Source organism: Cellvibrio sp. (assembly GCF_039207905.1).
GTDB lineage: Bacteria > Pseudomonadota > Gammaproteobacteria > Pseudomonadales > Cellvibrionaceae > Cellvibrio.
Window position 1 is genome coordinate 96,414 of sequence record NZ_JBCECX010000004.1, and the last position, 13,994, is coordinate 110,407.

Sequence of the window (13,994 nt, forward strand, 5' to 3'; positions counted from 1 at the left end):
TATTGGTAGCAATTTATGAGCGTAAGACAGAGCAACTTTGCAGAGATATTTCTTTTGCATAACCTGATTCCTGAATTATCACCTATCGTGAGTAGTGATTATTTTGCAGAGCGGATTGGCGAAAAAGATTATCTGGCGCTGGTCTATGAGCAGGATGGAATACCCGTCGCTTATAAGTTGGGCTATTGGATCAACGCGCAGCATTTTTATAGTTGGCTCGGCGGTGTCCATCCCGATTATCGCAAGCAAGGTATTGCCAAGGCGTTGCTATTGGAACAGGAGGCGCAGGTGCGCAAATTGGGTGGAGCAGAAATCAGTGTGAAAAGTATGAATAAGTATAAATCCATGCTGCTCCTGTTAATTTCACAGGGTTATGACATTACTGGAGCAGCACCTGATTCGCGCGGTGAGATCAAAATCCATTTCGCTAAAAAGCTGGATTAATGTTTGATCGCCTGTGATTGGATTAGGGGTTCCATTATCGACCAATGCTGCGGAAACTTTTCTTGCAATAATTCATTGGTTCCCAAGGTCATATCGGCGTAATCAAAACCGGGTGATACCGCTTCGCTGATCAAACCGTAGCCGTGTTCACCTGGTAATAATTCCGACGCTTTCCACACACCGCCTTTCACCGTTAATTGCAGCAACTCACCTTTGCTAACGTCGCTCCCCATAATGACTTGTTCTTTTCTACCATCGGGATAAATCATCGTATAGCGAATGGGATCGCCTAAATGGTAGTAATGCACTATGTCGGATTTGTTGAGATGAAAATGACCAATCGGTGATTGAGTGGTCAACATATAAAAAATAGAGGTGAGAATAAAACGCTCGCCTTTCTCAGTGGTGAGCATTGCATAATCATCTGCTTGATAAGTGCGACGAAAATATCCGCCTTCAAGATGGCCGGAAAGATTCAGGGCTTTTGCAACTTCTTCGGCGCTGGGTTTATTCGCTTTGCTCATACTTTTTTCCTGCTGTTGCGTTGAACTGCAGGATGATAAAAGAAGCAGGCTGGTTATTGCCATAAGTCCAACTACGGCTTTTTTGGTGATACGCATAATAATTAATTTACCTGTGTAAAGTTTTTAAGCTATTCAGTGTGGGCAATGGGATAGTGGTTTTTATGCCAATGTCGCGCAATTTCATCGCGACGACAAATCCATACATCCTGATGGCGCAAAATATATTGGATAAATCTTTCGAGTGATTGGATACGGCCGGGGCGGCCGATAATGCGGCAGTGCAAACCAATGTTCAGCATCTTGGGTGCAAACTCGCCTTCTTCATAAAGCGCATCGAAGCTGTCTTTCAGATAAGTAAAAAATTGATCGCCGCAATTAAATCCCTGTGGTGCTGCAAAACGCATGTCGTTAGTGTCGAGCGTATAGGGAATAATCAAATGCGGTTTGTTATTGGTGAGTGCAGGGTAATCATGCGTCCAATAAGGCAAGTCATCAGCGTAGGAATCTGAGTCATATAAAAAACCACCTTGCTCAAGTACCAGCGCGCGGGTGTTGGGGCTATCGCGCCCGGTGTACCAACCGAGTGGGCGTGAGCCGGTAACGCGCGTGTGAATTTCTATCGCAGTGCGAATGTGTTCGCGCTCGATTTCTTCGGGCATAAATTGGTGGTCAATCCAGCGATAGCCGTGGCTCGCAATTTCCCAGTCGGATTCAAGCATGGCTGCAACGGCGGCGGGATTGCGCTCCAGCGCCATGGCTACACCGTAGACGGTGACGGGTAAGCGGTATTTGTTGAACAGGCGATGCAACCGCCAAAAACCAGCGCGACTACCATATTCATAAAGCGACTCCATGCTCATATGCCGCGCTTCAAATGCGCGTGCGCCAATGATTTCCGATAAAAATGTCTCTGATGCAGGGTCACCATGCAGCACGCAATTTTCTGCCCCTTCCTCGTAATTCAGTACAAATTGCACTGCGATACGCGCACCGCCGGGCCAATTCGCTTTGGGTGGATTGGAACCGTAGCCAAGTAGGTCGCGGGGATAGGAATCGTGGGAATAGGAGGGGGAATCGTGCTTATCGCTCATGAGAGTACCGCTGTTACAGGTGGGCTTAATAAAACTCTAATAAAAGTCTGTTTTTTGTCAAAGGCTTATCAAATTCTGTGCCATCGTTCAGGCTTAGGGTTTAACGGCTTTTTCGATAAAAGCCGCAATATTACTGGGCAAAAATGAATTGCCTGCACCAGATTAAAACAAATCCCGTCCATTTGGACAGGATATTGTTATCCCTTATCCAGCAGTGGCGCGAAATCTCGCGGCTGGTATCACTATTGCATCTGCCCCCCTGAATTATTTGTCCTTCTCTTTTAACGCTACTGCCTTCCAGAGATTTTTTTATGTCTTATTTCAAGATGCATTCCCTGTTTCGCGCCGGGCGCGGAGCGGCGCTGGCTGCTTTTTTTTCGTTGGGCTCAATGAGTGTGGGCGCTGCTGCTACGACCTCCAATGACTGGTTTGAAGATTTCAAGAAAACGGCCAGTGATAGTGAGCTGTACACCTTTTTATATGCGATGCCCAAAGGCGGTGATTTGCATAACCACATTAGCGGCGCGGTGATGTCGGGCTGGTGGTATGACCTGGCGCTCGCACAAAAAGAGCACGGTTATAAGTTTTATACCAAGGTGCGCATTAATAATTGCCGCGATTTTGGCAATAACGAATTTGCCCGTCGTCCGTATTTGATGTTGTTTAACACTTTGATGGAATCTACTTACAACCAATTACCGGAATGTGAGAAGGCTGAATACAAACGCCTTGAAGATCTTGATGAAAAAGAAAAGGCAGGTTGGCTCAATAGTGTGACCTTAAATCACGATCATGAAGGGCGCGATGAATTTTTTCAAACCCATTGGCAGCGGTTGGATCAGTTGCTGTATAGCCCATATTTAATCGCCGAAATTTTGTATAAAAATATGGAAGCCTTTGGTGCTGAGGGAATGATTTATCTCGAAACCATGATGGAAGCGGGCGGTTATGTTAAGCCTGATGGTACACCGATCAGTGAAGATGATGCAGTGGCTATTTTCCGCAAGCGTTTAGCGCAGGCTGATGCAAAAGCAACGGGCGTAACCGTGCGTTTACAGGATTCTATCCTGCGTTTTGTGCCTAATGCGGAAGATCAATTGCGTGCGTCTTACGACATTGTTTCGCGTCATCGCGATTTATATGTCGCTGTGAATATGGTGGGGCGTGAAGATAACGATAAAGGTTATCCGTTGCGTTTTACCAAAACCCTGCGCGAGCTGCGTCACAAGTACAACAATGTGCGTTTGTCAGTGCACGCGGGTGAAGTGGATGAACCTAATTATCATATCCGCGATACTTTGATGCTGGGCGCAGATCGCATCGGTCACGGTGTAAATTTAATTACTGATAAAGATTTGTTGCGCGAGATGCGCCACGGTCCCTACCTGATTGAAATCAATTTGATTTCCAATTTGTTGCTCGAATACGTCAGTGATTATTCGCAGCATCCTTTCCCTGAATATCTGCGTTTGGGAATTCCTGTCGCACTGTCTACCGATGATCGCGGTATGTGGGATTCAAACCTCACCGATGAATTTTTTGTTGCAGTAAAAGAGTTTAATTTGTCATGGGATGAATTATTGCTGCTCAGTCGCAATTCACTGCAATACAGTTTTGTTGAAGATGACGTGAAAGCGCAGCTATTAAAAACTTACAACTCTCGCATCCAGAAATTTCAGGATTCATTCTCCCGCAGCGGTGTTGATGGTTTGAAAAAAACCAAACCGGTTTCTTACGGTTTCATCTGTAAGCGTTATTCCTTGTGCAATTTTAAATAAGCAAATGGGGTGCGACATATTGGTTCAAGTGTGCGTGCATGGCGCATTATTTTGCATCAACAATGGGGCGCCCCAGTCCTTATCCAAAGCCACTCAAAGCCCTTGTTTTTGCAATTTATAATCATTTGAACTGCATTTTATAAATCATAAATAATTGAAAAATAAGGAAATTAATATGTTGTTACCAAAAATGTAACCAGTTAGACAGGAAATGGCATGGCGCTTGCAATTTCCTGGTCAGCTGTCCTGATACATATTATTAGATACCCTTGGAGTGCACTTGCTATGACCGTACACACTTGCTTTTCCCGAAATAAACTTGCATTAGTCGTTAGCCTTGCGTGTGCAGCGCTAGCGCCTTCGGTGTTTGCTGCTGAAGAGTTGGCGAGCACTACCACCGGTTCATCAGGCGTTGAAGAAATGCTGGTAACCGCGGACAAAATGGGTTTGATGACCAAAGAAGGTAAATCTGCTTTTGGTTTTAATAAAACAATTGAAGAAACTCCACGCAGTCTCAGTACTGTCAGCTCCGACATGATGGAAGCCTACAACATTACTGATATCGACGATTTGGTGTTGGTATCTCCTGGTGCGTTTACCCAATCATTCTTTGGTGTTGCCGGTTCACTCGATGTGCGTGGTACTCCGGGTGAAGTTTATTTCCGTGGTATGCGCCGCGTGAACAACCCGGGTAACTACCCAACTCCGATTGGTGCGTCCAGTCGTATTGATATTGTACGCGGCCCGGCATCGCCAATTTTTGGCCCATCAAAAATCGGTGGATACCTCAACTTCGAGCCCAAGTCTGCGCGCGCTGAATCAGGTCAGTACTTGAATAAAGCGGAAGGTCAATTCTCTTTGACCCGCGGTAGCTGGGATAAAAATATTGTGACTGCCGAAGTGGGTGGCCCTGCAAAAATTGGCGATCAGGATCTCGGTTTCTATGTGTATGCCGAAACTGAAAACTCTGGCAGCTATTACGAAAACTCGGCGACTGACCAAAATATTTTGCAAGCTGCGTTCAATATGGAATTGTCACCGTCTACCCGTATTGAATTCGGTGGTATGTATCACGAGTTCGACGGTAACCAGGTTGCTGGTTGGAACCGTTTGACGCAAGATTTGATCGATCACGGCACTTACATTACCGGTTCACCAACTTCAATTGACACCAACGGCGACGGTGCTAACTCGCCTGACGAATTTGATGCATGGATCGGAACCCAAACCAGCAATTTCTTTGTTCCTGGTGCGGCGGCAACCGATGCAGATATGAACCCTGCCTGGGCGTTGCAAAACGTAGGCACTACCAAACTGAAGGGTAGCCAAACCCTGGTTGCACCTGATGATAAATTGGTTACCACCGTTACCACTTTGTTCTTCGATGCGATCCACGATGTTTCAGATACTTTCACCATCACCAACAAAATGTTCTACGAAAGTTTGGAGAATATTAACGAAAACGCCTACGGCTTCTCGCAATTTGTGGATAGCTATGCCGTAGAAGATCAAGTGGTATTTGCATTTGAGGCGCAACATGCTGATTGGTTGAAAGCTAACTATCAAGTATCACCAAGTATTCGTTACACCAACTTTAAACAAGGCGATGACTTTGATTACGAAGTTTACGATCGTCGCGACTTGAGCAAACCATCTTCAGGTTTGGATAAAAAATTACTTGCTACGCGCACTGATTCTGACTACTCCAACTATTTAGTGGGTGAGTACACTGACTATGGTTTGGGTGTGTTGGCTGACTTTACCATCGCGGAAAATCTCGGTTTATTGGTGGGCGGTCGCTACGATATGATCGATATGGAATCCACTTCTGTCGGTAGCAAACTGCACAATCAAGCACCTGACTTCACTGCGAAAGATACGGATGAAGGTGGTTCATGGACTGCAAGTTTGTCTTATAAAACCCCGATCGGTTTTATTCCTTACGTAACTCGTTCAACCCAGTCCACCATCATCATGGGTCAAGGTTCTGAAATTTCTCCAGGCTTGATTGAAAATGCTGACGGTACTGCCGCAGGTAATGCGATTGCAGATTCTGATTTGAAAGAAGCGGGTGTTAAAGGCAACTTCTTTGATAACCGTGTGTACTTCTCTGCTGCATTCTTTAATCAAACCCGTACCAATTTCAGTGCGCAAGATCAGGTAAGTAACAGCACTACCGAAAGTGAAGGTTACGAGTTGGAAGGTCGTTTCCTGATTACTGAAGACTTCACCATCACTGCTGCATTAACTCATCTGGAAATTAAAAACTTGACCGCGCTTAATGGCGGTACTCAATTTGGTTTCCTTGGTGCCGGTGATTTGCCAAACGTTTCTGATCCTTCACTGTATTACGGTTATGTGGTGAAAGGTCTGACATTGGTTGGTAATGAAGATCAAGCGAAAAAAGCGGGTATTCCAGAGAATATGGTGAGTGTGACTGGTGCCTATAACTTTGGCGATGGCTACAGTATTACTGCCAGTGCGGTTCACGCAGAGTCAACTTACTCGAGTTTCTCCAAGGCGATTAAATTGCCATCTTACACCTTGTTTAACGCCGGTATTTCCTACAATACCGACACTTGGGGTGTGAGCTTGCAAGGTAAAAACCTGACGAACGAGCGTTACTTCCGTGCGAACTTCCCGGATCTGTTCGGTAGCACCATCGTGTTGCCAGAATTGCCGCGTAGCTTTGTTGGTAAGGTAACCTTCAAGTTCTAAAAATTGTTGTGCGCAGGTTGTTAATCGCAACCTGCGCCGACTTATTTACAGGATAATCTGATGTTTGTTCGTGTTCTGAAAAATATTGCCGCTGTTATTTTATTTTCTTCTTGCATTGTGTCTGCAGCATCTGCCGCTATTCCGGAAGGAACTCCCAAGGCCCGTATTGCGGTGCTGGGCGGTACATTCCTGAATGACATTATTTTTTCCAGTAACCTGATTAAAAAAGAATTTACCATTGAAACCAAATTGGGCACATCGCCCAAAATTTATTATGCCGAATATGAAGGCATACCTTTTTATTATGTGCACAACCACGGTGACGGCAAATGGCAGGAAACCTGGGTGGCACTGTACGATTTAGGTGTGGAAGAAGCCATTGGTGGTGCAACTGCCGGTGCGATCAACAAAAAAATGGGTGTATATGATTACATTGTCGCTGACGATTTAATCGATATGAATATTGATCGTGCGTTGAGTTTCCCCAAATCAATTTATCGTGACCCTAATGCGATTCCGCTGCCGCGTCTGACGCCAGCGATGGATACTGATATTCGCAACATTTTGCTCGAGCAAACCAAAAAAGCGTTTGCTGCGGATGCCAATTTCAAAAAGCACAAAGTCCACGATGGTGGCGTTATTGTGCAAGCGCGCGGTGGCCGTTTTGAAACCGTGGCAGAAATTAAAGCCTTTGCCCAGTGGGGCGGTGATTTGGTGACCATGAGCGTGGGCACTGAAATTGTGTATGCGCGCCAGTTAGGTATTAATTATGCGACCTTGATTGTGGTGTCCAATCCTGCTGAAGGTATGGGCACTTGGGATTTTTCGCTGATGGAAGAATTGTATCCACGCATCAATCCTCTCAGTTTGAAAATTGTATTGGAATCACTTAAGCCGGTTGCGGCATTAAAAGGCAAGCCGCGTGTTTCCGATGGCTTAATTAACCATCCTGAAATGACATCGAAAAAGAAAGAAAAGTAAGTGTCGATTGCGCTGGGCTTACTCCAGCCGAACAGAATTTAATTGATTAGAGGAATTATTTCCCATGCAAAAGTTTAAACCAGCTTTGTTATCTGTTGCGCTGCTATCGTTAATGTCGGCAGGCTTAATGACTGGTTGCAGTAAACCAGCACCAGAGGCGACCAAGACTGAGGCGAGCGTACAAACACCAGCGCCAATTAAAGTAAAGTTTGTGGTCGTCACCATGTTTGAAATTGGCGAAGACACAGGCGATAAAGCGGGCGAATTTCAACTATGGAAAGAGCGCCAGAAGCTGGATACCAAATTTGAGTTTCCCAATTCCTATCACGATATTTATATGAATATGGAAACCGGTGTGATGGGCATCGTCACTGGTATCGGCACTGCGCATTCCACTGCGGCGACTATGGCATTGGGTATGGACCCGCGTTTTGATTTCACTGACGCTTATTGGTTGGTGGCAGGTATTGCAGGTATCGACCCGGAAGATGCGTCTATCGGTTCTGCTGCCTGGGCTGAATATTTGGTTGATGGTGATTTGGCGCACGAGATTGATGCGCGCGAAATTCCTAAAGATTGGGAGACCGGTTATTTTGCTCGTTACACATCCAAACCTTACGATCCGAAAAAACCGGAACCTACTGGCGAAATGTTGCGCGTGAATCCCGAGCTGACTGAGTGGGCATTTCAATTAACGAAAGATATCGAATTGCCGGATATCGAAAGCCTTGAAGAAACACGCAAACTTTATGTGAATCATCCGAATGCGCAGCGTAAGCCGTTTGTATTGAAGGGCGACCAGCTCGCAGCTATGACGTTCTGGCATGGCGAAATTATGAATACTTGGGCGAACAAGTGGACCGATTACTGGACTGAAGGTAAAGGCGAATTTGTGACTTCCGCGATGGAAGATACAGGTACTTATTTGTCGCTGAGTTATTTGCACAATATCGGTAAGGTCGATAAAAACCGCGTGATGGTGTTGCGCACCGGCAGCAACTACACCATGCCACCACCGGGTGTTAGTGCAGTTGATAATCTCCTTGCTGAAAATGAAGGCTATGCTGGATTAGATGCTTCGTTGGAATCGGCGTACATTGTCGGTACAGCGGTGATGGATAAAATCCTCGGCAACTGGGATGTCTACAAAGACAAGATTCCGGTGCCGGCGGATTTAAAATAGTTTGTGCGTGGCGGCGGAGCTCCGATCTTATTTCGGAGACTCGCCGTAAATACGTCCATGTAGGCTCGAATGCAGCATCCATGCTGCATACGGTCTCCGAAATAAAATCGGAGCACCTTGCTGGATAGCGCGGAGTAGTTTTCTTATTCTCAAGCACAGCTTGTGAATTAATTGTTTTGATTTTGCACTCAATTGCGGAGGGATTTCGGTGTTCTCTCTGAGACCGTCTGAGACATGGATGTCGAAGTCGAGCCTACATGGATGTATTCACGGCGTGTCTCAGGGGGAATGCCGGAATCCCTGTACGGTTAAGTCCGGCTTTTTTGTTTTTCAAAGGTTTTTACATGTCATTCGATCAGCGCGTCTTCGCATGGCGCGGTCACTATCCCAACTCTCGTATAGGCTCTGGCAGCCTTAGCGGGTTGCGGCTGGGTGTTAAAGATTTATTCCATATCGCCGGTTTGCCGACTGCTGCCGGAAATCCTGACTGGCTGGCCAGCCACCCTGTACCTGAGCAAACTTCACCTGTCGTGAGCCAATTGCTCGATGCCGGCGCTGAGCTGATTGGCAAAACCCAAACCGACGAACTTGCCTACAGCCTCAACGGTTTAAATATTCATTACGGCGCGCCGATTAATCCACGCGATCCCGAGCGTTTGCCCGGTGGCTCATCAAGCGGCTCTGCTGTCGCTGTTGCTGCTGGTGATATTGATATAGGTTTAGGTACCGATACCGGCGGCTCCATCCGCGTGCCTGCCAGCTACAACGGCTTGTTTGGAATCCGCACCAGTCATGGCTTGATCAGCAGCGAACAAATGGTGCCGCTCGCGCCGCTGTTCGATACCGTCGGCTGGCTCACGCGCGATGCCAAAACCCTTGCCCAAGTGGGCGAAGTGTTATTGCCCGATGATCTCCCGCGTCAGTTTGAACACAAATCACTGCGCATCGCGCTCCTGTTGCCGTTACAAAATGGCGCGCTCTGGACACCTGCGCATCAAGCCTGGCTGAAACAGCAGCCGCTGCTACACGGCTTCAAACCGGTGCTGCTCAACAGCGATTGGTTGATCCGCGCCAGCCAATGCTTCCGCACCTTGCAAGGCCGGTCTATCTGGCAAACCCATGGCGATTGGATTGCCCAACACAAACCCACATTCGCGTCCGATATTCACGCTCGTTTCCAGTGGTGCGCAACGCTAACTGATGCCGACCAAGCTGCCGCTGAAGCTGAGCGTGAACTCTTGCGCGCGGATATCGAAAGCTGGTTTACCGATGTCGATTTAATCCTGCTGCCGACCACACCCGGTGCCGCGCCGCTACTTGGCGCTGCGCCCCATTGGATGGAAACCTATCGCAGCCAATTGATGGGCCTGACCGCTCCCGCAGGTCTGGCCGGATTACCGCAAATCCATCTGCCAGTGTTGACCGACGAGGGCGCGCCCTGCGGCGTATCTCTCCTCGGTAAACGCGGTAACGACAAAGCGCTACTGCAATTGGCAATTGATTTATGTGGCCATGCTTGTGGTGATCAGTCATGACCGCCCATGCGATTGCGTTTAGCGCTCCGCATGCGCAGGCTGCCGAAATCGGTCTGGACGTATTGCGTGAAGGCGGCAGTGCAGTCGATGCGATGATCGCTGCCGCTGCGGCTATCACCGTGCTTTATCCGCACATGAATAGTATTGCGGGCGATGGCTTCTGGTTGATCCACAAACCCGGCGCCGAGCCACTGGCGATAGATGCCTGCGGTTTTGCGACAGGTTTGGCGAGTATCGATTGGTATCAGTCGCAAGGTCTTACGCAGATCCCCAGTCGCGGCTCGCTCGCTACCGTAACCATGGGCGGCACGCTTGCCGGTTGGGAGGCTGCGCGCAATATCATCGCCAGCACCACACCGCTTAGCCGTTTACTCGCCCCGGCAATTGCACTGGCGCGTGGCGGCATCACCGTCACTAAAAGTCTCGCTGCTGCCAGCCGTAAAGTGGAGCAGGAGTTGGCAGGGCAGGCGGAATATCGCCGGGTATTTATGCCCAATAATCGCCCGCTGCAGGAAGGGGAAACTCTCACCAATAGCGATCTCGCTACCACCTTGACCTGGTTGGTGAATCACGGTCTGGAGTCGGCCTATCGCGGCGAATTGGCGGAACATATCGCCTCTGAATTGGAAGTGCAGGGCAGCCCGCTGCGGCTGTCCGATCTGCAGCAATATCGCGCTCAAGTGGTAAAACCCTTGTCGGTGCAAACCCGTTTTGGCCAGTGTTATAACCTGCCCGCGCCCACACAAGGCGTCGCGTCGCTGTTGATCCTTGCGATCTACGATCGCTTGTATAAATCCGAATGGAGTGAAGAGGAGCGGGTGCATGGCTTGATCGAAGCTACCAAACTCGCCTTTCTGGTGCGCGACCGTGAAGTCGCTGATCCGCGTCGCTTGAGTGACCGCTGGAATCATTTGTTAAGCGATGAGCATATCGACCAGCTCGCCGCTGTTGTCAGTAAGCAGGCATTGCCTTGGCCGCAAGTTGCTGAGCCAGGCGATACCGTGTGGATGGGCTGCGTGGACAGCCAGGGCACTGCGGTCAGTTTTATCCAAAGCCTTTATTGGGAATTTGGCTCGGGTGTTGTCGTGCCCGGTACTGGTCTGGTGTGGAATAACCGTGGCGTAGGTTTTAGCCTCGACCCAAATCATCGCAATGCGCTAGCTCCCGGCTACAAACCTTTTCATACGCTCAATCCAGCACTCTGTGTATTAAACGACGGTCGTCGCATCAGCTACGGTACTATGGGCGGCGAGGGGCAACCGCAAACCCAAGCGGCTTTGCTCACTCGCTACCTGTACGATGGTTTGCCCTTGGGCGAAGCCATCAGCCGCGGACGTTGGCTACTTGGCCGCACCTGGGGCGACAACAATCACGATTTGAAAATGGAGCTGGATTTGTTCGATACGTTAGGCGAAAACCTGCGCGCGCGCGGGCACAGTATTAAAACAGTTGCGTCACACAGTGAAATCATGGGGCACGCTGGTGCAGTAGTCAGCCACAGCGATGGCCGAGCCACAGCAGCGAGCGATCCGCGTAGCGACGGTATAGGTTTGGTCGCGGCAGTGGAGCGCGTGCAATGAATGAGTTTTTAGCCCAGTGGGCACCTACCATGATTGCCATGGTAATCACCGGCGCATTTGCCGGAATCCTCGCCGGTTTGCTCGGCGTGGGTGGCGGCATTGTGATTGTGCCGGTGCTGTATTTTGTATTGCAGAATTTTGGTGTTAGTCCCGCAACCGCAATGATGGTTGCTACCGGCACCTCGCTTTTAGTGATTGTACCAACGAGTATTTCGTCCATGCGCGCGCATCACAAACGCGGCAATGTGGATTGGGCGCTTATCAAACGTTGGTGGCCGTTTATGGTGGTCGGTGTGATTGCCGGTAGTACCTTTGCACTGCACGCGAAAGGCGAAGTCACCAGTGCGATTTTCGGTGTGGTCGCATTATTAGTTGCCGCCAATATGTTGTTCCGCGCAAAAGCCGCACCCATCGCCCAACAATTACCGGGTATGGCGGGGCAGGGCGCAATGGCGGGCGGTATCGGATTTTTCTCAGTGATGATGGGCGTTGGTGGCGGGACTATAGGTGTGCCCTTATTAAATGCCTGTAATTATCCGGCGCATCGTGCAGTAGGCACTGCATCATTTTTTGGTTTATTAATTTCCGTTCCCGGTGCGACTGCAATGCTGCTGGCGAAAACACCGGTCGATGCACCGGAAGGCATGATCGGCATGGTGAGTTTGCCGGGTTTTGCATTAATTGTTCCGCTAACTGTGCTGCTCGCACCTGTCGGTGCCTGGATTGGATCTAAACTGGATTCAGTGATGCTAAAACGCGTGTTTGCGATTTTCCTGTGCATCAGCGGCGCACGGATGTTGATGCAAGTTATCGCTTAAGTTCAAAAAGTTTTTACACGATGCGTTCGTGTTTTGTGTTGTTGTCACAAGTTGTTTGGAGCCGTTAGATGTCAGATCAATACAGTGTTAATCCCGCGTTACTGCGCCCTTTTTCGCCACCGCCGCGCTTGCTGATGGGGCCGGGGCCAATCACTGTTGATCCGCGTGTGCTGCGCGCTATGTCGGCGCAACTTGTCGGCCAATATGATCCGGCGATGACGCAATGCATGAACGAAACCATGGCCTTGTATCGGGGCGTATTCAAAACCAAAAATCAATGGACGTTATTGATCGACGGCACTTCTCGTGCAGGTATTGAAGCGGTATTGATTTCATTGCTGGAGCCGGGCGATAAAATTTTAGTGCCGGTATTTGGTCGCTTCGGCCATTTGCTGTGTGAAATTGCCGAGCGCTGCGGCGCCGAGGTTCATCAAATCCACAAAGAGTGGGGCGAAGTATTTACGCCCGACGAAATCGAAACGGCGATTAAAAAAATCCAGCCAAAAGTATTGGCGATAGTGCAGGGCGATACCTCCACCACCATGTTGCAACCGCTCGAACAGCTCGGCGAAATTTGCGCACGCCACGGTGTGTTGTTTTATTCCGATGCGACTGCATCCATTGGCGGTAATCCTTTTGAAACTGATGCATGGCAATTGGATGCTGTGTCAGTCGGTTTGCAAAAATGTTTGTGCGGCCCATCGGGAAGTGCACCGATTAGTTTGAGCGAAAAAGCAGTAGCGGCAATTCGCAAGCGCCGCCATATCGAAGCAGGCATTCGCACGGCTGATCATGTAGAAGGTAGCGGTCGCCGCATCGCTTCCAATTATTTTGATTTGGGCATGATCATGGATTACTGGGGCGAAGAACGCCTCAATCACCACACCGAAGCTACCACCATGTTGTACGGCGCACGCGAATGCGCGCGTATTTTATTGGAAGAAGGTGTGGAGAATGCCATCGAACGTCACCGTGTTCATGGTAAGGCGATGGCGCAAGGTTTGGCGGCGATGAATTTAAAATTGTTTGGCGATCAAGCGCAAAAAATGCATAACGTAGTCGGCGTCTATATTCCCGACGGCGTTGTAGGTGATGCAGTGCGTGGCAGCATGCTCAAAGATTTTGGTATTGAAATCGGAACCTCCTTTGGCCCGCTGCACGGAAAAATCTGGCGCATCGGCACCATGGGTTACAACGCGCGCAAAGATGCAGTCTTACAAACACTGATTGCGTTGGAGGCAGTATTGCGTCGCGCTGGCCATTCACAAACCGCTAACGCTGGTGTGGATACTGCGATGAATATTTATGCACAGGAAGGTTATTAATCACTTTCTTGTTGAGG

Annotated in this window: 11 protein-coding genes; 9 read left to right on the plus strand and 2 right to left on the minus strand. The window is 48.9% G+C overall.

The genetic code is table 11. From position 1 onward, the window contains the following. Positions 1 to 15: 15 nt before the first annotated feature. Positions 16 to 444 carry a GNAT family N-acetyltransferase gene (locus AAGC78_RS03350; RefSeq protein WP_435782619.1) on the plus strand — a complete coding sequence of 143 codons (429 nt, stop codon included), beginning with the start codon at positions 16 to 18 and terminating at the stop codon, positions 442 to 444. On the opposite strand, the gene AAGC78_RS03355 is transcribed toward AAGC78_RS03350, so the two are convergent. Continuing rightward, on the minus strand, positions 441 to 968 hold the full coding sequence (locus AAGC78_RS03355; RefSeq protein WP_435782620.1) for a cupin domain-containing protein: 528 nt from the start codon (positions 966 to 968) through the stop codon (positions 441 to 443). The two genes, AAGC78_RS03350 and AAGC78_RS03355, sit on opposite strands and share 4 nt — an antisense overlap. 128 nt (positions 969 to 1,096) lie before the next feature. Continuing rightward, positions 1,097 to 2,059: an allantoinase PuuE gene (gene puuE / locus AAGC78_RS03360; protein ID WP_435782621.1), complete on the minus strand. Its 963-nt coding sequence runs from the start codon at positions 2,057 to 2,059 to the stop codon at positions 1,097 to 1,099. 311 nt (positions 2,060 to 2,370) lie between these two features. Here puuE and AAGC78_RS03365 point away from each other — a divergent pair, with 311 nt between their 5' ends. The 8 genes from AAGC78_RS03365 (at position 2,371) to AAGC78_RS03400 (ending at position 13,977) form a co-directional block, all read left to right on the plus strand. After that, a complete protein-coding gene (locus AAGC78_RS03365) occupies positions 2,371 to 3,837 on the plus strand; it encodes an adenosine deaminase family protein (protein WP_435782622.1) in 1,467 nt (488 codons plus the stop codon). A 285-nt stretch (positions 3,838 to 4,122) separates the two neighbouring features. Beyond that, complete coding sequence (locus AAGC78_RS03370; RefSeq protein WP_435782623.1) at positions 4,123 to 6,555, plus strand: TonB-dependent siderophore receptor; 2,433 nt, start codon at positions 4,123 to 4,125, stop codon at positions 6,553 to 6,555. A gap of 60 nt (positions 6,556 to 6,615) precedes the next feature. Next, the gene (locus tag AAGC78_RS03375; protein WP_435782624.1) at positions 6,616 to 7,536 is read left to right on the plus strand and encodes a hypothetical protein; all 921 of its coding nucleotides are present in this window, start codon (positions 6,616 to 6,618) and stop codon (positions 7,534 to 7,536) included. 127 nt (positions 7,537 to 7,663) lie between these two features. Next, positions 7,664 to 8,719: a purine nucleoside permease gene (locus AAGC78_RS03380; RefSeq protein ID WP_435782712.1), complete on the plus strand. Its 1,056-nt coding sequence runs from the start codon at positions 7,664 to 7,666 to the stop codon at positions 8,717 to 8,719. Between the two features lie 344 nt (positions 8,720 to 9,063). Continuing rightward, positions 9,064 to 10,254 (plus strand): amidase, encoded by a 1,191-nt coding sequence (locus AAGC78_RS03385; protein ID WP_435782625.1) that lies wholly within the window; start codon positions 9,064 to 9,066, stop codon positions 10,252 to 10,254. Then, on the plus strand, positions 10,251 to 11,834 hold the full coding sequence (locus AAGC78_RS03390; RefSeq protein ID WP_435782626.1) for a gamma-glutamyltransferase family protein: 1,584 nt from the start codon (positions 10,251 to 10,253) through the stop codon (positions 11,832 to 11,834). Before AAGC78_RS03385 ends, AAGC78_RS03390 begins: the two co-directional genes overlap by 4 nt. Continuing rightward, positions 11,831 to 12,652, plus strand: a complete 822-nt coding sequence (locus AAGC78_RS03395) for a sulfite exporter TauE/SafE family protein (protein ID WP_435782627.1) — start codon at positions 11,831 to 11,833, stop codon at positions 12,650 to 12,652. Before AAGC78_RS03390 ends, AAGC78_RS03395 begins: the two co-directional genes overlap by 4 nt. A 68-nt stretch (positions 12,653 to 12,720) precedes the next feature. Continuing rightward, positions 12,721 to 13,977: a pyridoxal-phosphate-dependent aminotransferase family protein gene (locus tag AAGC78_RS03400; RefSeq protein WP_435782628.1), complete on the plus strand. Its 1,257-nt coding sequence runs from the start codon at positions 12,721 to 12,723 to the stop codon at positions 13,975 to 13,977. The last annotated feature ends 17 nt before the right edge of the window (positions 13,978 to 13,994 follow it).